This is a genomic window from Serratia sp. CoH_134_PS_4, assembly GCF_058190535.1.
Map to the genome: position 1 here is coordinate 91,865 of NZ_JBXWKI010000007.1, position 18,392 is coordinate 110,256.

Consider the following 18,392-nt stretch of genomic DNA (forward strand, 5'->3'; position numbering starts at 1 on the left):
ATCTATCACACTGAATTAAAACAGATTTAATCACACTAACATGCATCGTGCTTTCAGCCACCTGTTATCCGCTCCATCACCCTATGCCAGAAGATATGTCGCCTTATAACGACGACTTAAGCTAAAGCAATTTTTATATATATAAATCAATGTATTATATGTCTCATCCTGGCGACAATGCACCATGCGATTGTCGTGGAAAACCAACACGCCTGCGAGAGTGCGGCGAAAACATTAAACAGCGCTGGGGAAAGGGGCATACTGTTGGCCGAATGGCAGAAAGCGAAAAGCCCGCTCATTGCTGAACGGGCTTTTCTGAATATGGTCGCCGAGAGAGAATTACGCGCATCTTCGATGCTTGCCCTACGGGCCAACGCTAAAGCGCTGTTCAAAACTGTTCCAGACAGTTTTGCCTCATCCCATAAACTCCAGGCGTAAAAAAACCGACTTTCGTCGGTTTCTTTGAATGTGGTCGGCGAGAGAGGATTCGAACCTCCGACCCACTGGTCCCAAACCAGTTGCGCTACCAAGCTGCGCTACTCGCCGATTTCTTGTTGCAGATACTACTAAATTTTATCGCTTATGTCTATGTAAATATTAAATTTATTAGACATTTTGTGTGTGGTGCGAAGAGAGGGACTTGAACCCTCACGTCCGTAAGAACACTAACACCTGAAGCTAGCGCGTCTACCAATTCCGCCACCTTCGCACAGTCACAAAACAGCTTAAAATTCTTCACTTCTCTTAGGAAGTGGGGTGGCTAATGGGACTCGAACCCACGACAACTGGAATCACAATCCAGGGCTCTACCAACTGAGCTATAGCCACCATTTCTACTTCTTACTACTTCACGCGGTAATACTACCACCGCAGCTCTTGCACACAAACTTAATGGTGCGCCCGACAGGATTCGAACCTGAGACCTCTGCCTCCGGAGGGCAGCGCTCTATCCAGCTGAGCTACGGGCGCATAGCGCCGTTGCGGGAGGGGATACTACGGTTTTAACCTAATCCTGTCTAGTGCTTTTTCGCAGAAATGTTGCGTTTGATTACGCTTTGCTCACTCCTGCGCAGGAAAGGGCTATCCGTAGCCCCTTTTCACCGCTTATTGCTGGGTTTCTGTCCGTTTTTCAGCCGGATGATGTTTCTTGTGCATACCGAAAGCAAAGTAGCACAGGCTGACTGCCGCTAAGAATATCGCACCAACCAGCAGAGAAATGCGGGTATCCGGGTTAATTCCCATGCCGATCAGCACGCAGACCAGGAAAGCGATGGTCAAATAGTTCACATAGGGGAACATAATCGACTTAAAGCTGTGGGTTTTGATCGCTTCCTTATGAGCACGACGGAAATACAGTTGGCTAATCAACACCACAAACCACGGCACCATACCCGGCAGTACGCTGGCGCTATAGACATAAACGAACACCGCCTGCGGATTGGGAATCAAATAATTCAGGCCAGAGCCGACCAACAGACAGGCGATGGTCACAGCAATACAGTTCACCGGCACGCCGCTGGCAGACAACTTGGTCAGTGAGGCCGGCAGTTGACGGTTCTTGGCCAATGCGTACAGCATGCGCCCCCCGCTATACATACCGCTATTGCAGCCAGAAAGCGCAGCGGTCAACACCACGAAGTTAATGATACCCGCGGCAGCAACGATACCGATTTTGGCAAAGGTCAGTACAAACGGGCTGCCGGTGGTGCCGATACCGTTCCATGGGAAGATGGTGACAATGACGAAAATGGCACCGACGTAAAAAATCAGGATGCGCCACAGGATGTTGTTAATCGCGCGTTTTAACGTCACCTGCGGGTTCTTGGCCTCACCGGCGGTGATGCCAACCAGCTCAACCCCCTGATAGGACGCCACGACAATACAGAGCGCAAACAGGAAGCCCTTCCAGCCACCGGCAAAGAAACCGCCGTGCTCTGTCAGGTTGGCAAAGCCGATAGGCTGCCCCCCATTGCCGAAGCCAAACAAGATCACCCCCAGCCCGACCAGAATCATCACAATGATGGTGGTCACCTTAATCATGGCAAACCAAAACTCCAGCTCGCCGTACAGGCGCACCGCCGCCACGTTAGCCAGCGCGACCATCGCCACGGCAATCAGCGCGGGTATCCATTGCGGGATCTCAGGGAACCAGAACTGCACGTAGACCCCAATGGCGGTGATTTCTGAGATACCAACGGCAATCCACATAAACCAATAGCCCCAGGCCGTCAGGTAGCCAAAATACGGGCTCATGTATTTATGCGCATAAACGGCAAAAGAGCCCGCGACCGGCTCAAGGAACAGCATTTCGCCCATCGAACGCATAATAAAGAACACGAACAACCCGGCGATGATATAAGCCAATAATACCGACGGCCCGGCCCATTTCAGCGTGCTGGCGGAGCCCATAAACAGACCGACGCCAATGGTGCCACCCAGCGCAATCAGCTCGATATGCCGGGCTTCCAGCCCCCGATGTAGACCTTGCGGTTTTTCTTTGTGTGCCATAAATCCTCAGTATTATTTTTTTGATTGTGTTTGCATGCCGGCCGTTACCGGTCGTTATTGTTTTAATTAAAAATAGCGTAAATCATCTCCCGTCGCGGTGACGGACATCAACTGGCGATCGAGGCAATCTTACGGCGGAGTAAAACGTCGTTCAGTGCGGCCATATCTGGCGCCAACAGCTGGGGATAATTTCAGGGCGGTATCGTTTCGCATTTTGCCGCTATAAGCAAACCGCAATTTAAAACTTTATGGAATAAATGCAGGGGAGTTTAGGAACTGAGGTTATAGAGACGCTGGATAAACAGCCATAAAGCAGGTTATTTGAACAATTTGTTGCATCAGGGCGGAATAATCCGCCCCAACGTCGTGATTACATCTTACCGCGATAGTAGTAGCCAACAAACTTGAGCAATTTCAGCTGGCGGCCAAGGCGGCTCGGTTGGCTCAACAGCCGATACAGCCACTCCAGACCGAGGTTTTGCCAGATCTTTGGTGCACGTTTTACGTGCCCAGTAAACACGTCGTAGGTCCCGCCAACCCCCATATAGAGCGCTTTTGGATGGATCTTGCGACAGTCTCGCATCAAAATTTCCTGTTTCGGCGATCCCATGGCAACCGTCACAATGGCGGCGCCGCTGGCGCGAATCCGCTCAAACAGCGCTTCACGTTGTTCAGGTTTGAAGTAACCATCTTGGCTACCGACCAGATTAACGTTCCACTGGCTACGCAGCTTCTGTTCCGTTTCCGCCAATACCGACGGCTTGCCGCCAATCAGGAACACTGGCGTACCCTCACGCCCCGCGCGTTGCATCAATGCTTCCCATAAGTCGGCTCCCGCGACGCGAGACACATCGGCACCCGGATATTTACGACGGATAGACCGAACCATGCTGATGCCGTCGGCGTACTTATATTCCGCCTCGTCCAGCAGAGCATGGAGTTCTGCATCCTGTTCGGCCGTCAGAATCTTTTCGGCATTCATGGCAACTAACGTGCCCTGTTTTACCCGGCCACCGTCAAAGAGAAAATCCATGCACTGTGCCATATCGCGAAATCCCCAGAGGCTGAAACCGCGCAGCTCATATTTGGGGACCGAGATTTTTACTTCCATCTTATTATTACCCTTACCTTACAAAAGGCTGTCGGCCTGAACGGATGACGCGGGCGCTGTCAGCGTGCGCGAACGCAGTACACGCGCCTTAATCAAGCCGGCAGTGTCAAACAACCAGTACAGCAATTTTGCCATCAGCAAACAGGCACCAAAAATAAGGCAGAAGAACACCACGCGTGAGACAAACGAATCCACGCCCTCGCGAGCCAACACGATGATGTTGAATACCGCGCCGAAGCAGAAACTCTGCAATATGGCAGCCTTATAACGGTTCGGCTCGCTTTTGCCCATCTCATACAGCCAGTCGAACCATTTGATAATCATACCCACCAAGACCGCGCCAACCGGAATGAACAGCGCGCCCCCCATGACCACCAACGAACCGATCAGCGTCGGTGAGATTGCCAGGCCTGAATGGTTATTCAACACTTCCCAGGTGAAGTAGTTGGCGGTATTTAGCACGGTATCCGGTCGCCCCGGCCAGAGCCACGCCGGAATAAAGACGTAGAAATCACGCACTATAGGTGCCAGGCCCTGGAAATCAATCTTGTCGTAATTTTGCAGCAGTAACGCCAGGTTTTCCCACGGCGAGAACGTATCACGCGTCAGATAGAGGAACGTATAAAACGCCTCGGGGCCGCTGACGTCCAGGCTGTAGCGCTTCAACGCCAACCAGAACATACCAACGATACCAAACACCCCGGCGGCTACCAGCATCCACAACGAGATCCATCCCCGCACAATGCCGATGAACAGAAATAGCGAGAAGGCAATAATGATATTGGCGCGAGTCCCACCGACAATCACGTAGGTCAAAATGCCAAAAGCGACCGTTGCCGCCAGGAAAAAGAACCAGGCACGCAAATCTTGTTTCAGGAAGTAGACCACCAGCATAGCCGGGATAAAGAAATAGAAGAACCGCTTGAGCGCCACGCCAGAGACATCACTGGAGAAAATCTGGCTGTAGGAATTGAGCTTGAACAGCAAGAAACCGTTTTGCATAAAGAAAATGCCAACAGTGACAATGGCGACTAACGCCAGCAATACCCACGTCAGGTTGGTTTCCACCCGGTTCATGGTAAATACCGGCTTACGCGGCTGCACGCTACGCTTTCGCAACCGGGTTTTATAGCTGACGTAGTAAATCGCATAAAACGCAGTGGCGGAGAGAATGGCGTACAGCAGGAACTCCACAGGCACCACCTCAACGTCGAACTGAAACACCAGCAAGCACGTCAGTGGGAAGCCGAAGTAAAACGTCAGCAGATACAGCAGCGAAAAAAACACGTTGAAGTTAAAGCGGACGCGCCGGAACTCCTGATAGGTCAATGTCAGAACAAACAACACGCCTATCAGGTAGACAACAAATAACCCGCCAAATTGCGCCAGCGTCATGACTGCTCCCCTGCTGCCAGGGTTAATGCCTGCTGCCAGCCATCAACGTAGTTAGGATTGAAGAAGGCGATCGCCTGCTTATCCACCGATGCCAATTGGCGTTGTGCTTCTCGTACCACCGCCTCATCCAGTGAGTCGCCATAAAACAGCACCGGCAGATGCTGCTCGGCCAGATCCTGCCAGAATGGGTTCTGTCGACTCAGGACGAACGGCACACCGAACTGGATCAGCAGACACAGGGTCCCAATACCCTGCTGACGGTTAAAGATGAAGTAACCGAGATCGCACTCACGCAGGATATTCAGGTAATCGTCAAATGCCACCTGCTGCGTCAGTATCTGCAGGTTCCTGGCGCTAAATAACGCCAATCCGGCGGCGCGTACTTGCTCAATGTAAGCCTCGTTATTGGCCGGATACCCCATCGGCAAGATCACTCGAACATCGGCACCAAACTGCTGATGAATCGCTTTCAGCGCCTCCACGTGCCGGTTGGTACGATCGCCCGAATTTCCCACCAGAATGGTCATTGGGCCAGCCAGGTTTTTCTCTACGTTAATGCCGGTTAACGCCGGATCCATCCGTGTCGGGAAATACAGCAGAGAAGCAGGCACACGCGCATGGCGCTGCTGATAGTGGATGACGTCACCACGGGTGGCGAACACGTGCCCCACCCGGCCCTGCGCAATACGGCGCAGTAAATAGAACAGACGGAATTTCCAACTGGTGGCGTCTTCATAAAGATCGGCCCCCCAGATGTGCCAACTCACCTGATGCGCTTTGATCTTCCCACTTAACAATGCCAGCCACAGCGTAGGGTTAAATTGGCCATGCAGGAAGAAACGCTGGTTGCGATCGGCCTGAGCACGGGCAATGACCGCCATCGCCAGACTTTTTTTGTCCGGATAGCCTTCAATGTTCAGATCGGGGAACGACCCTAGCGCAGCGGCGTCTTTCGCCGCTACCATGAAATGGCGCGTCTGATCGGACGGCAGGCGCTTCGCCAACACGTCGTTGAAGAAACGCAGCACCGTCTGATTGTGATGCGGGATATCAGATCCCAATACGTGAATCAGTGTGGTCATACTCGTCTACGATAAAGAATAAATACGCAGCTACAGAGCGCGAAATACACGATGTAGGTTGCCATGTAAGCCTGCGTCGCGCCCAACGCACCGTGCAAGGGTATCAACCAATGCGAGAACAGCGTCAACAGCAGGAACTGACTGACTTCGGTCAGGATATAAAAACGCAGCGACGCTTTGGCAATAACCAGGTAGCCAAACACATAAGCGCCAACTTTCAATACGTCCCCCACCAGCTGCCAGGCAAACAGATCGCGCATCGCGATGAACTTGTCCGTAAACAGTAACCAGATGGCGAAATCACGTAACAGCCAGACGGTGAAACTTACCGCGGCCACCGCAGGCAGCACAAATTTAAGTGAACGCACGATCTCCTGCGAGATGGCGCTTTTTTCCTTCAACCGTGACAACGTGGGTAACAGATAAACGGTAAATGAAGCGGTGATAAACTGGAGGTAAGCATCGGAGATACTGCTCACCCCCTGCCAAATCCCCACTTCATCCCAGCTGTAATGGCTCGCCAGCAAGTTACGCATCATCACGTAGGCCACTGGCAGCGTCACCGACGTGATCAACGCCATAATAGTGAACTTGCCAAGATGGCTGGCTAATGCCTTGTCCCATGCCAGCGCCAAATAGCGCAGCGGCAGGGTTTTGCGTCGCCACAACATAAAGCCTGCGGGCAACACCACGAGTGCAGGCACCAGCGCCAACCCTGCCAGTGCGCCTTCATAACCCCCGAGCGTAAAGCACAGGTAGTACGCCACGACACCAATCAAGCTGCCGGCAATCACCGCCAGTGCGTTGCCCATCGCATCACGATAGCCCTTCAGCACCGCCATAAACAGGTTGGCGTAGGCAATGCCCATCTGTATAAACGCCACCGCCCGCACCACGTTCACATACTCAGCATGGCCGAACAACCCGATACTGATGGGTTCAGCCGCGAACAGAAACACCAGTGCCAACAGCGTGGAAAAACCCAGAACGATAGTCGATGCCGTGCCAACAGCCAGCCGCAGCCGTTGTGGATCCTGATGATATTCGGCAACGTATTTAGTGATACCGTTAAAAATCCCGGCGCCCGACAACACGCCCAACACGGTAATCAACTGGCGGAAGTTACCCGCTTGCCCAACCCCGCTGGGACCAAACGCCACTGCCAGCAGTTTCACCACCAACAGCCCTACGCCAATCTTGATTAGCGTAGAGCCGGCAGTCCAAATCGACGCTTTTGCCAGTGACATATCAAGCGCAGAAGTTAAGAATGGTATTGATCACCGTGCGTTGAGTGACATCAGACATATTGTAGAACAATGGCAAACGGACCAGACGTGCACTCTCTTGGCTGGTGAAGCGATCTTCACCGGCAAAACGACCGAAGCGATCGCCCGCTGGGCACGCGTGTAGCGGAATATAATGGAATACCGCCATGATTTCGGCTTCTTTCAAATAATTGATAAACGCCGTGCGGTCCTCAATATCGCGCAATTTGATATAGAACATATGCGCATTTTGTACGCAGCCCGTCGGGATAGTCGGCAGAACGATCCGACCCGCTTTGGCTAATGGCAGGAGGCTGTCGTGATACTGTTGCCACAACGCCAGGCGACGGTGGTTGATGCGATCGGCCGCTTCAAGTTGCCCCCAGAGATAGGCCGCTTGCAGGTCTGACATCAGGTAGCTCGAGCCAATATCACGCCAGGTGTACTTATCCACTTGACCACGGAAGAACTGGCTGCGGTTGGTGCCTTTCTCACGGATGACCTCCGCCCGGTCGATCAGCGCCGGATCGTTAATCAGCGTGGCACCGCCTTCCCCACCCGCAGTGTAATTTTTGGTTTCGTGGAAGCTAAAGCAGCCAATATGGCCGATGGTGCCAAGCGCCTTCCCTTTGTAGGTAGACATCACGCCTTGCGCGGCATCTTCCACCACGAACAGGTTATACTTTTTCGCCAGCGCCATGATGGTGTCCATTTCGCAGGCCACGCCAGCATAATGTACCGGCACAATAGCGCGGGTCTTGTCGGTGATCGCGGCTTCGATTTTAGTTTCATCGATGTTCATGGTGTCTGGACGCAGATCGACAAACACCACGGTGGCGCCTCGAAGCACAAAAGCGTTAGCCGTTGAAACAAAGGTGAAACTCGGCATGATCACTTCATCGCCCGGCTGGATATCCAGCAGGATTGCCGCCATTTCCAGCGACGCGGTGCAAGATGGCGTCAACAACACCTTCGGGCTACCAAACCGCTGTTCCATCCATTGCTGGCAGCGGCGGGTAAATCCACCGTCACCACACAGCTTGCCACTGCCCATCGCAGCCTGCATATAGTCAAGTTCGGTACCAACAACCGGTGGTGCGTTAAATGGGATCATGTTTTCCTCTGTATAACCAATACGAGGTGCTTTCAATCACAGCACCCTGTCGTTGATAGAGCCGTAATGCGGCAATGTTTCCGAGCTGGGTCGCAACCCGCAGACGCTTTAGCGACCGGCATTCAGCAATGGCCGCAGCCATCAATCGCGCGCCAATCCCTTTACCAGACGCGCCGGGGAATGCCGCCAGTAAACCGATTCGCATTTCTTGGTTGCCAATATCGCGCAGGCTGACAAACCCCTCGGGCTGTCCGGTAGCATCCAGCGCCAATAGACATTGATGGTCAAATGTCCCCAAGACCGCTTTTTCGATCCAGGCGGCATAGAAACGACCGCTGTCTTGAACATCATACCAAGGGGCACGGAAACGGCTGGCAGTGAACACGCGGGCCGCGGCAGCACGCAGCGCCGGAATATCGGTAGGCACAGCCAGGCGGATGCGCTGCGGAGACATATTTATCGATGAAGCACATTCCGTGCCGACATTCAGCACCAGGTCAACTTCACCCTCAACCAATTGAAAACCTAGCTGAGCCAGTCCGTCAGCCCACGCTGTTTGATGCGCCGGGATTTTAGCCTGTACCAAAGCCCAGCCAGCCAGATCGGCCTCGGTTAGCACTGGAGCCGTCTCGGAAAAGTTGAGTTTTGCGCTAGTAAGGGCGAAAAACTCAGATTCCCATGCTAATGGTTCAATACTGGCGTGGGCGTGCATGCAACAAATCCAGTAAGTACTTACCGTAACCGGTTTTGAGCAACGACTGTGCGGCACGTTTCACGCCCTCATCGTCCAGCCAACCGTTACGCCAGGCAATCTCTTCCAGGCAGGCGATTTTGAAGCCCTGACGTTTTTCTACCGTCTGCACAAAGCTACTGGCCTCCAGCAGGCTGTCATGAGTACCGGTATCCAGCCAGGCAAAACCACGGCCTAGCAGTTCAACGGTCAGTTCACCCCGCTCCAGATACATCTGGTTAATACTGGTGATTTCCAGTTCACCGCGCTCAGAGGGTTTTACCCGTTTGGCGAACTCCACGACTTGGTTGTCGTAAAAATACAGGCCGGTTACCGCCCAGTTGGATTTAGGGACTTTCGGTTTTTCTTCGATCGACAGCGCGCGGAAATTATCGTCAAACTCTACCACCCCGAAACGCTCAGGATCCATCACCTGATAACCGAACACAGTAGCACCTTGCGTACGCGCAGCAACGGTCTTCAGTTTTGGGCTAAAACCCTGGCCAAAATAAATATTATCGCCCAAGACCAAGCAGCTCGGCTCACCTGCCAGAAATTCTTCACCAATGATAAACGCCTGTGCCAATCCATCGGGACTCGGTTGCTCGGCATAGCTGAGATTAATGCCAAACTCTTCACCATTCCCCAACAGGCGCCTGAATGAAGGTAGATCATCGGGAGTAGAAATAATCAAAATGTCGCGGATGCCAGCCAACATCAGTACCGATAACGGATAGTAAATCATCGGTTTATCGTAAATGGGCAACAGCTGCTTAGACAAGCCACGGGTTATCGGATGTAAGCGCGTGCCAGAACCGCCAGCCAGAATAATGCCTTTCATACTCGCTCCAGACTCCACAGGGTCGCTTTGTTATCAGCGACCCCGCTATATTTAGTCGGATAAACCTAAACGTTCACCCGTATAGGAACCGTCCTGAACACGACGCCACCAGGTTTCATTGTTCAGATACCAGGAAACCGTTTTGCGGATGCCGCTTTCAAAGGTTTCCTGTGGGCGCCAGCCCAGCTCCCGATCAATTTTTCCGGCATCGATCGCATAACGCATATCGTGGCCCGGACGATCCTTGACGTAAGTAATCAGGTCACGGTATTTGTCCACGCCCTGTGGTTTATTCGGCGCCAACTCTTCCAGCAGATCGCAAATGGTATGCACGACTTCAATATTCTTGCGCTCATTGTGGCCACCGATATTGTAGGTCTCACCGACCACGCCTTCGGTAACCACCTGGTACAGTGCACGCGCATGATCTTCAACATACAGCCAATCACGCACCTGTGCGCCATCGCCATACACCGGTAAGGGTTTGCCGGCCACGGCATTGAGGATCACCAGCGGGATCAGCTTCTCCGGGAAGTGATACGGGCCGTAATTATTGGAACAGTTGGTGACCAGCGTCGGCAAGCCATAGGTACGCAACCAGGCGCGGACCAGATGATCGCTGGACGCCTTGGAGGCCGAATAGGGGCTGCTCGGCGAGTAAGGCGTGGTTTCAGTGAACAAATCGTCCGTACCGTGCAGATCGCCATACACTTCATCGGTGGAGATGTGATGAAAACGGAAACTCTGCTTCTTCTCTGCATCCAGCGGTTGCCAATAATGGCGGGCCGCCTCCAACATGGTGTAGGTACCCACCACGTTGGTTTCAATAAATGCCGCCGGGCCATCGATAGAACGGTCAACATGGCTTTCCGCCGCCAGGTGCATGATCACGTCCGGCTGATACTGGGCAAATACCCGATCCAATGCCGAACGATCGCAAATATCCACCTGTTCAAACGAATAGCGTTCGTTATCGGCAACCACCGAGAGCGACTCCAGGTTGCCCGCGTAAGTGAGTTTATCTACCACCAGAACGCTGTCCTGCGTAGCTTCAATGATATGCCTCACAACCGCGGAGCCAATAAAGCCAGCGCCACCAGTGACTAAAATACGTTTCAACGCCATACCCCTTTGGTATCCACTACCCAGGATTGCGTGATTTCTTCCGGCTTAATGGCCTTGAACTGCTTGTGATCGACCAACATCACGATCACATCTGCCTGTTGCAATGCGTCAGGCAGCGTTTTCAGCGTCACATGGCCCGCCAGTGATTTCGGCAACTGCTCAACGTTAGGCTCAACGACCAGCGTTTCACCAACGTGCCAATCGGCAATCAGGTGTGCCACTTCAACCGCAGGGCTTTCGCGCAGATCGTCGATATTTGGCTTAAAGGCTAAACCAAAGCAGGCAATTTTCACTTCGGATGCACGCTTGTCGGTCGCCGCCAGGCAGTCAGCAACCGCCGCCTTAACGCGATCCACCACCCACAGCGGTTTTCCGTCATTCACCAGGCGCGCAGTATGGATCAAACGCGCCTGCTGCGGATTTTGCGAGACAATGAACCACGGATCGACCGCGATACAATGGCCTCCAACACCAGGGCCTGGTTGCAGAATATTTACCCGCGGATGGCGATTCGCCAGCCGGATAAGCTCCCACACGTTGATGCCCTGTTCCGCGCAAATCAGCGACAGTTCATTGGCAAACGCGATGTTCACATCGCGGAAGCTGTTTTCAGTCAGCTTGCACATCTCAGCGGTGCGCGAATTGGTAATGACGCACTCACCTTCGAGGAAAATTTTATAAAGCGTGCTGGCACGCTCTGAGCATTTTGGCGTCATGCCACCAATAACGCGGTCGTTCTGAATCAGCTCAACCATCACCTGCCCTGGCAACACACGCTCTGGGCAGTAAGCGATGTTCACATCGGCAGACTCACCTGCCTGCTGAGGGAAGCTGAGATCGCTACGCGCCTCGGCCAGCCACTGGGCCATCTGTTCGGTGGCGCCGACCGGAGAGGTCGACTCCAAAATAACCAGATCGCCCTTTTTCAGCACCGGAGCCAGGGATTTTGCCGCAGCTTCGACATAAGCCAGATCCGGCTCATGATCGCCTTTAAACGGCGTTGGCACCGCGATCAAGAAAGCATCTGCGGCAAGAGGTTGAGTTACGGCTTGCAGATAACCGCCATCGACCGCGTCTTTCACCACTTTATCCAGGTCGGGTTCCACGATATGGATCGCGCCGCGATTGATGGTATCTACCGCATGTTGGTTAACATCTACGCCCACCACTTTTTTCTTACGGGAGGCGAACGCCGCCGCTGTTGGCAGGCCGATATAACCCAGGCCGATAACTGAAATAGTGTTAAAACTCATAGTGTCACCTGATGGTTCTTCAAAGCTTCAAGAATACGCTGGCAGGCATGCCCGTCACCGTAAGGGTTATGCGCCCGGCTCATGGCGTGATATTCACTTTCATCCGTCAGCAAGCGGGTTACGGCGTCGACAATTTTTGCCACGTCGGTGCCCACCAGACGCACCGTGCCCGAATCTACCGCTTCCGGCCGCTCGGTGGTGTCACGCATTACCAGCACAGGTTTGCCCAATGACGGCGCCTCTTCCTGAATGCCGCCAGAATCGGTCAGGATCAAATAGGACTTGGCCATCAGGTACACGAAGGGCAAATAATCTTGCGGATCGATCAGGATAATATTATCGATCCCTTTCAAAATGCGGTTGACCGGCTCGCTGACATTTGGATTGAGATGCACCGGATACACCACCTGCACATCGGGATGCGTGCGTGCAATTTCTGCAAGCGCGCTGCAGATCCGCTCAAAACCTCCACCAAAGCTTTCGCGGCGGTGGCCTGTTACCAGAATCAACTTCTTATTGGCATCCAGGAACGGGTAACGCTGTGCCAGGCTGTCATGCAATGCGGTATCACCCATCACCCGATCGCGTACCCAGAACAGCGCGTCTATCACCGTGTTACCGGTGACGAAAATATGATCGTCCGGCAGCAGTTCCCGCAACAGATTCTGACGCGAATTTTCCGTCGGAGCGAAGTGATACATCGCCAGATGGCCGGTCAGCTTACGGTTAGCTTCTTCTGGCCACGGCGAATAAAGGTTGCCGGTGCGCAGACCTGCCTCAACGTGCCCTACGGGAATACGCTGATAAAACGCCGCCAGACTCGTCGCTAGCGTCGTGGTAGTGTCACCATGAACCAGCACTACGTCCGGTTTGAACTCCTCGAGAACGCCTTTCAGACCTTCCAGAATACGGCAGGTAATCTCACTCAATCCCTGACCGGGCTTCATGATATTCAAGTCGTAATCAGGCACTATTTCAAATAACCGCAATACCTGATCCAACATCTCACGATGCTGTGCCGTCACGCAGACTCTTGATTCAAAGGCTTCATCCTGAGCCAGGGCATGTACCAGCGGTGCCATTTTGATGGCTTCAGGTCTGGTGCCGAAAACAGTCAACACTTTCACAGCGAATCTCTTTTGGTCGGTTAACCGCAGGCGTACCTGCGAATTGGGCGCTTACGCGCCCATCAGCGAATTATTATATTATTTTTAATTACGCGGCCGACGCACCAGGGCAACACCTGCGCCAACCAAAGCACCCATCGCGCCCCACATGATCAGCCAGAATATCCGCCGCGGGCTATCACGTTTTACCGGCTCTTCAGGCGTCCGCAAATAGCGGTAAGTCTGAAACTTTTCGTCCAACGTCGGGCCAACGTTCAATGTCGACAGCATCGCACGATTTTGATCGTAATCCAGATCGAATGTAGGCCCCGAAGCCTGTAACCCCTCCAGGCGTGCCTGCAGCATAGGTTTGCCCAGCAGGAACAGATCGGAGTCTGGCAGCTGTTCTGCCGGTGTATCGGTTTGAGTCCGGCTGATGCCCTGCGTTTCGGCAATTTTCAACGCCTGTTGAATGGTATTCAACTCGCGCTTATACACCGCCTCTGCGACCGCTTCCTGGCGCTTGACCTGCGCTTTCATCGAGGTGGTACGGGCAGCCCAAGCCCCCTGGATCTCTTCGTTCAAGTGCTGTGCTGCACGGTGGCTGGCAAAGGCGACGTACTGGCGCAGCAGACGGTTAGCATCTGCCGCCGTTTCCGCCGTCAATTTCACACCGTCGTTCGGCACTTTTTTATCATCACGCGCAGTAAACTGTATGTTGTTAATCAGTTCGTCGAGCAATGCCGCATCAGCGCCCGCATCGCCTTCCTGACGCTGCTTGTAATAATCGCTCTGCAGCCAAAAATCACGACGTGTATCGTAAGCGGCCAACTGCATAATGAATTCATTATACGCTTCGTCAGCAATGCCTGGCTGCTCACTGGCAGCGGCTGGCATGGTTCTTACATCCAGATTGCGCAGGAATTGTTGTTGGGAGTAATAACCGCCCAATGCATTTACGGTTGGCCTGTCAGTAATCGCCGTTGCACTCCATTCCTGTTTCACCAGGTAGGAAACGACCAGCGCAACCACGGCAAACAATGCCGCAATACCAATAATCCATGGTTTACCGCGCCACAGGGTACAACACAGGCCACGGATATCGAGTTCGTTATCCACTGCCGGGGCGTTCTTGTTAGACATTGTTTCTGGATTCATCACTGCCCAAAAGCCTCTGATTAAGATACTTGCTTATTGCTGTTCGAACGCCGCAGACGACGTTTGATACGCTTAATGTAACGTGCAACACGCCAGGCGCGTTTAATGCAGTAACCGTATAAGAAGAAAGCAAGCAAGAATAATGCCAACATTACCCATTCAGGGATGAAAGTAAGGCGTTCACCCAACACACCGATGGCAGCCAACAGCGCAGCTGCCAGCGTAATCAGCACAAAAGCCTGCCGCGGCGTGAAGCCCGCACGCATGATCAAATGGTGAATATGTTGACGGTCTGGGGAAAAGGGACTCATCCCCTTACGTAAGCGACGGTACATGATGGCAATCATGTCCATCAGCGGAATAGCGATAATCCACAACGCAGTGACAGGGTTAATAGAATGAGCTTTACCCTGCGAGCTTTGCAGCAGCAGCCAAATGGCGGTGAAACCGATCAACGTACTGCCGGCATCGCCCATAAACACCTTATACCGCCGACCAAGAATGCCGAGGTTAAGCAGGATATAAGGCACGATGGCGGCAATCATCGCGAAACACCAGAAGGCCAGATCAGAATGACCGCTCAGATATAACAATACGCCCAGCGCACCGAAAGAGACGCATGACAGCCCTCCCAGCAGGCCGTCAATGCCATCTACCATGTTAAAAGCATTGATGGCCGCCCAAACGGCGAACAGCGTCACCAGGTAGCCGAACGGCCCCAGCTGCATTTCCCAGTCACCCAGCACATGGCCAAAACTGCGCAAGTAGAGCCCAGCAAAGGCCATCATCGCAATGCCAACCAGTGCCTGAACCAGCGCACGAATTTTAACGCTGATGTCGAAACGATCGTCAAGCGCACCAACGAACACTAATATCCCCGCACAAGCGAGGTAGAGTTTGCCATGCGCAATCGTTTGGTCAGAAATAAGGAAGGCAAAGCACAATCCGGCATAAACAGAAATACCCCCGACCAGAGGAATGAGCCCCTGATGCCGTTTACGGTAATTCGGTTTATCAACCAGACCAATACGTTTTGCTGCTTTACGGGCAACAAAGAGAAAAGCCAAAGAAAACAGGAAAACAAATAGAATTTCAGTACTCATAGTGAGTAAGTTCACAGTTAACAAGATCTCTGTAGAAGATAAGGCAGCTTAACACGGGCGACAGGTTGCGCCATGGGATCCCGCTACCTTTCAGTCATTTCCTATGACAACAGCCACTCATTCTTATTTCACCTTGCCTGCTTGCTGTTTCGACAGTAACAAAGCGCGAACGACGAAACATCGACCGCAAATAAGATGAATTCTCAGTAAGTCACGAAAATGACTTACGTTTCCATTTCTGTTACTTATCGTATCTGCCAAAAGCAAAAAACGCCACGACTAGGCGTGGCGTTCTCTGAATTTTTTACTCAATTATGAGCGCATCGTCATTATGAGCGCTTCATCATATCGAAGAATTCATCATTGGTCTTGGTCATGGCCAACTTGTTAATGAGGAACTCCATCGCATCAATCTCACCCATTGGGTGAATGATTTTACGCAGGATCCACATTTTCTGCAGTTCTTCAGACGTGGTAAGTAATTCTTCTTTACGTGTACCAGAGCGGTTGTAGTCGATCGCAGGGAATACACGCTTCTCGGCGATTTTACGCGCCAGGTGTAATTCCATGTTGCCGGTACCTTTAAACTCTTCGTAGATAACTTCGTCCATTTTCGACCCGGTATCGACCAGCGCGGTAGCGATGATGGTCAGGCTGCCGCCTTCCTCAACGTTACGTGCCGCACCGAAGAAACGCTTAGGACGATGCAGGGCGTTGGCATCCACACCACCGGTCAACACTTTACCGGAAGCCGGTACTACGGTGTTGTAGGCACGCGCCAGACGAGTAATGGAGTCAAGCAAGATGATGACGTCTTTTTTGTGCTCGACCAGGCGCTTGGCCTTCTCGATCACCATTTCTGCAACCTGAACGTGGCGCGAGGCTGGTTCATCAAAGGTAGAAGCAATAACTTCGCCCTTAACCAGACGCTGCATCTCGGTCACTTCTTCCGGACGTTCGTCGATCAGCAGAACCATCAGCACGCAGTCTGGATGGTTGTAGGCGATGCTCTGCGCAATGTTCTGCAGCAGCATGGTTTTACCGGCTTTCGGCGGAGCAACAATCAGACCACGCTGACCACGACCAATCGGTGAAGCCAGATCCAGCACGCGTGCGGTCAAGTCTTCGGTTGAGCCGTTACCGCGTTCCATCCGCAGACGGGAGTTGGCATGCAGTGGCGTTAAGTTCTCGAACAGGATCTTGCTGCGGGCGTTTTCCGGTTTGTCGTAGTTAACTTCATTAACTTTCAACAGGGCAAAGTAACGCTCGCCTTCTTTTGGCGGACGAATCTTACCGGAAATGGTGTCACCTGTACGGAGGTTGAAACGGCGGATTTGGCTAGGGGATACGTAGATGTCGTCGGGGCCTGCAAGGTAGGAGCTGTCTCCAGAGCGGAGGAAACCAAATCCATCTTGCAATATCTCCAACACGCCATCGCCGAAGATATCTTCTCCACTTTTCGCATGCTGCTTAAGGATAGAGAAGATAATGTCCTGCTTGCGCATACGGGCAAGGTTTTCCAGCCCCATATTTTCGCCGAGAGTAATCAGCTCAGAAACCGGCGTATTCTTTAATTCGGTAAGATTCATAGTGGTGGGTTCTTAAACTCGGGGTATGTCTCGAACTTATATCGTGAATGGTATGGCAGCGGGATATATCTTTCGGCTTTCTGGTGGTTGCGTTGGCTTCCCGTGTTAACCCCAGCCACTTAGCGGACTAAGCTACGGAGATTCGTTCGGTTGCCGACTGGCCACACCCTGAAATCCATTGGATATTCGTGCCTGTTTACTGGACGTTCGATCACCGGGCGCTGAGCTGTCACGGTAAGAAATGGCTTACAGAGGACGCGCGCATTGACGGTTTAAGATCGAAGGTACCTTAAAATTGATTTTGCAAAACCGTTTGATTGTTAAAACACGGGCTGAGTTCATTTTTCTTTCAACGCCAGCGGTTCAACACAGAGTAACGCTTTAGATTTAGACTCTTTAGATTTAAAACTTCGGGCAAGTTCTATATGCAGTATGGTTAAACTTAACACGCTTCTTGGCAGGCGTCTAGCGGTGAATTGAACATCCCCGCCAGACGCCTGTATATCCCCGTTGCCTCTCACACTGCGACGTTGTGAACCGCAGTGTCAAATCCATTGGGCATACGGCTTCTCGCCCAATTACAGATTCGCGTTAAGGAAATCTTTGAGCTGGCCTTTGGACAACGCACCAACCTTGGTCGCAGCCACTTCACCGTTCTTGAACAACAACAGCGTAGGGATACCACGGATACCGTACTTAGGTGCGGTTGCCGGGTTTTGGTCGATATTCAGCTTGGTGATGGTCAGCTTGCCTTCGAACTCCTCGGCAATCTCATCCAGAATCGGAGCAATCATCTTGCACGGCCCACACCATTCAGCCCAGAAATCGACCAGGATTGGCCCTTCAGCTTTCAGCACGTCGGTGTCGAAGCTGCTGTCAGTCAGGTGAATAATTTTATCGCTCATGTTCTACTCCAAAGGATTGTGTCTACCTTGTTGGTGTAGCATTAACCAACCTAAGGTGACTTTATTTCACCGGATACGCTTTCGTAAAGCAATAGTTAGCTGATATT

16 protein-coding genes and 4 tRNA genes are annotated in these 18,392 nt (G+C 52.5%); 1 reads left to right on the top strand and 19 read right to left on the bottom strand.

The genetic code is table 11. The annotated features are described in order from the left end of the window. Nucleotides 1-195 precede the first annotated feature (195 nt). Nucleotides 196-438 (top strand): hypothetical protein, encoded by a 243-nt coding sequence (locus tag AC2FCQ_RS12910; RefSeq protein ID WP_265556409.1) that lies wholly within the window; start codon nt 196-198, stop codon nt 436-438. A gap of 31 nt (nt 439-469) precedes the next feature. Here the strand turns inward: AC2FCQ_RS12910 and AC2FCQ_RS12915 are convergent. The 19 genes from AC2FCQ_RS12915 to trxA form a co-directional block, all read right to left on the bottom strand. Beyond that, nucleotides 470-546, bottom strand: a tRNA-Pro gene (locus AC2FCQ_RS12915). A 76-nt stretch (nt 547-622) separates the two neighbouring features. Next, nucleotides 623-709 (bottom strand) — tRNA-Leu (locus AC2FCQ_RS12920). 43 nt (nt 710-752) lie between these two features. After that, a tRNA-His gene (locus AC2FCQ_RS12925) sits at nt 753-828 on the bottom strand. A gap of 64 nt (nt 829-892) precedes the next feature. Then, nucleotides 893-969 (bottom strand) — tRNA-Arg (locus AC2FCQ_RS12930). Nucleotides 970-1,104: 135 nt separating this feature from the next. Next, nucleotides 1,105-2,508 (bottom strand): bifunctional threonine/serine APC transporter ThrP, encoded by a 1,404-nt coding sequence (gene thrP / locus AC2FCQ_RS12935; RefSeq protein ID WP_209637818.1) that lies wholly within the window; start codon nt 2,506-2,508, stop codon nt 1,105-1,107. A 370-nt stretch (nt 2,509-2,878) separates the two neighbouring features. Continuing rightward, nucleotides 2,879-3,619, bottom strand: a complete 741-nt coding sequence (wecG, locus tag AC2FCQ_RS12940) for a lipopolysaccharide N-acetylmannosaminouronosyltransferase (protein ID WP_209637820.1) — start codon at nt 3,617-3,619, stop codon at nt 2,879-2,881. 18 nt (nt 3,620-3,637) lie between these two features. Next, the gene (gene wzyE / locus AC2FCQ_RS12945; RefSeq protein WP_490308355.1) at nt 3,638-5,014 is read right to left on the bottom strand and encodes an ECA oligosaccharide polymerase; all 1,377 of its coding nucleotides are present in this window, start codon (nt 5,012-5,014) and stop codon (nt 3,638-3,640) included. Next, entirely contained in the window at nt 5,011-6,096 is a 1,086-nt protein-coding gene (locus AC2FCQ_RS12950) for a TDP-N-acetylfucosamine:lipid II N-acetylfucosaminyltransferase (RefSeq protein ID WP_490308356.1), read from the bottom strand. Before AC2FCQ_RS12950 ends, wzyE begins: the two co-directional genes overlap by 4 nt. Next, nucleotides 6,093-7,343: a lipid III flippase WzxE gene (gene wzxE / locus AC2FCQ_RS12955; RefSeq protein ID WP_209637827.1), complete on the bottom strand. Its 1,251-nt coding sequence runs from the start codon at nt 7,341-7,343 to the stop codon at nt 6,093-6,095. The genes AC2FCQ_RS12950 and wzxE overlap by 4 nt, the downstream gene beginning before the upstream one ends. Before the next feature lies 1 nt (nt 7,344). Next, entirely contained in the window at nt 7,345-8,475 is a 1,131-nt protein-coding gene (rffA, locus tag AC2FCQ_RS12960; RefSeq protein WP_209637829.1) for a dTDP-4-amino-4,6-dideoxygalactose transaminase, read from the bottom strand. Further along, nucleotides 8,462-9,187 (bottom strand): dTDP-4-amino-4,6-dideoxy-D-galactose acyltransferase, encoded by a 726-nt coding sequence (gene rffC, locus AC2FCQ_RS12965; protein ID WP_490308357.1) that lies wholly within the window; start codon nt 9,185-9,187, stop codon nt 8,462-8,464. The genes rffA and rffC overlap by 14 nt, the downstream gene beginning before the upstream one ends. Continuing rightward, entirely contained in the window at nt 9,165-10,046 is an 882-nt protein-coding gene (rfbA, locus tag AC2FCQ_RS12970; protein WP_490308358.1) for a glucose-1-phosphate thymidylyltransferase RfbA, read from the bottom strand. Before rfbA ends, rffC begins: the two co-directional genes overlap by 23 nt. Nucleotides 10,047-10,097: 51 nt before the next feature. Beyond that, on the bottom strand, nt 10,098-11,171 hold the full coding sequence (gene rffG, locus AC2FCQ_RS12975; protein ID WP_209637835.1) for a dTDP-glucose 4,6-dehydratase: 1,074 nt from the start codon (nt 11,169-11,171) through the stop codon (nt 10,098-10,100). Then, nucleotides 11,162-12,424, bottom strand: a complete 1,263-nt coding sequence (gene wecC / locus AC2FCQ_RS12980) for a UDP-N-acetyl-D-mannosamine dehydrogenase (RefSeq protein ID WP_490308359.1) — start codon at nt 12,422-12,424, stop codon at nt 11,162-11,164. The genes rffG and wecC overlap by 10 nt, the downstream gene beginning before the upstream one ends. Then, nucleotides 12,421-13,551, bottom strand: a complete 1,131-nt coding sequence (gene wecB, locus AC2FCQ_RS12985; protein WP_209637839.1) for a non-hydrolyzing UDP-N-acetylglucosamine 2-epimerase — start codon at nt 13,549-13,551, stop codon at nt 12,421-12,423. Before wecB ends, wecC begins: the two co-directional genes overlap by 4 nt. A gap of 84 nt (nt 13,552-13,635) precedes the next feature. Next, on the bottom strand, nt 13,636-14,688 hold the full coding sequence (gene wzzE / locus AC2FCQ_RS12990) for an ECA polysaccharide chain length modulation protein (protein ID WP_209637841.1): 1,053 nt from the start codon (nt 14,686-14,688) through the stop codon (nt 13,636-13,638). A gap of 20 nt (nt 14,689-14,708) precedes the next feature. Further along, nucleotides 14,709-15,806 carry a UDP-N-acetylglucosamine--undecaprenyl-phosphate N-acetylglucosaminephosphotransferase gene (wecA, locus tag AC2FCQ_RS12995; RefSeq protein WP_265556419.1) on the bottom strand — a complete coding sequence of 366 codons (1,098 nt, stop codon included), beginning with the start codon at nt 15,804-15,806 and terminating at the stop codon, nt 14,709-14,711. Between the two features lie 314 nt (nt 15,807-16,120). Beyond that, nucleotides 16,121-17,380, bottom strand: a complete 1,260-nt coding sequence (gene rho, locus AC2FCQ_RS13000) for a transcription termination factor Rho (protein ID WP_037422810.1) — start codon at nt 17,378-17,380, stop codon at nt 16,121-16,123. A gap of 578 nt (nt 17,381-17,958) precedes the next feature. Continuing rightward, nucleotides 17,959-18,285: a thioredoxin TrxA gene (trxA, locus tag AC2FCQ_RS13005; protein ID WP_209637845.1), complete on the bottom strand. Its 327-nt coding sequence runs from the start codon at nt 18,283-18,285 to the stop codon at nt 17,959-17,961. Nucleotides 18,286-18,392: the final 107 nt, after the last annotated feature.

Coding starts and splice junctions, on each gene's coding strand:
- thrP (WP_209637818.1), bottom strand. CDS start 2,508: ATGGCACACAAAGAAAAACCGCAAGGTCTACATCGGGGGCTGGAAGCC.
- wecG (WP_209637820.1), bottom strand. CDS start 3,619: ATGGAAGTAAAAATCTCGGTCCCCAAATATGAGCTGCGCGGTTTCAGC.
- wzyE (WP_490308355.1), bottom strand. CDS start 5,014: ATGACGCTGGCGCAATTTGGCGGGTTATTTGTTGTCTACCTGATAGGC.
- AC2FCQ_RS12950 (WP_490308356.1), bottom strand. CDS start 6,096: ATGACCACACTGATTCACGTATTGGGATCTGATATCCCGCATCACAAT.
- wzxE (WP_209637827.1), bottom strand. CDS start 7,343: ATGTCACTGGCAAAAGCGTCGATTTGGACTGCCGGCTCTACGCTAATC.
- rffA (WP_209637829.1), bottom strand. CDS start 8,475: ATGATCCCATTTAACGCACCACCGGTTGTTGGTACCGAACTTGACTAT.
- rffC (WP_490308357.1), bottom strand. CDS start 9,187: ATGCACGCCCACGCCAGTATTGAACCATTAGCATGGGAATCTGAGTTT.
- rfbA (WP_490308358.1), bottom strand. CDS start 10,046: ATGAAAGGCATTATTCTGGCTGGCGGTTCTGGCACGCGCTTACATCCG.
- rffG (WP_209637835.1), bottom strand. CDS start 11,171: ATGGCGTTGAAACGTATTTTAGTCACTGGTGGCGCTGGCTTTATTGGC.
- wecC (WP_490308359.1), bottom strand. CDS start 12,424: ATGAGTTTTAACACTATTTCAGTTATCGGCCTGGGTTATATCGGCCTG.
- wzzE (WP_209637841.1), bottom strand. CDS start 14,688: ATGAATCCAGAAACAATGTCTAACAAGAACGCCCCGGCAGTGGATAAC.
- rho (WP_037422810.1), bottom strand. CDS start 17,380: ATGAATCTTACCGAATTAAAGAATACGCCGGTTTCTGAGCTGATTACT.
- trxA (WP_209637845.1), bottom strand. CDS start 18,285: ATGAGCGATAAAATTATTCACCTGACTGACAGCAGCTTCGACACCGAC.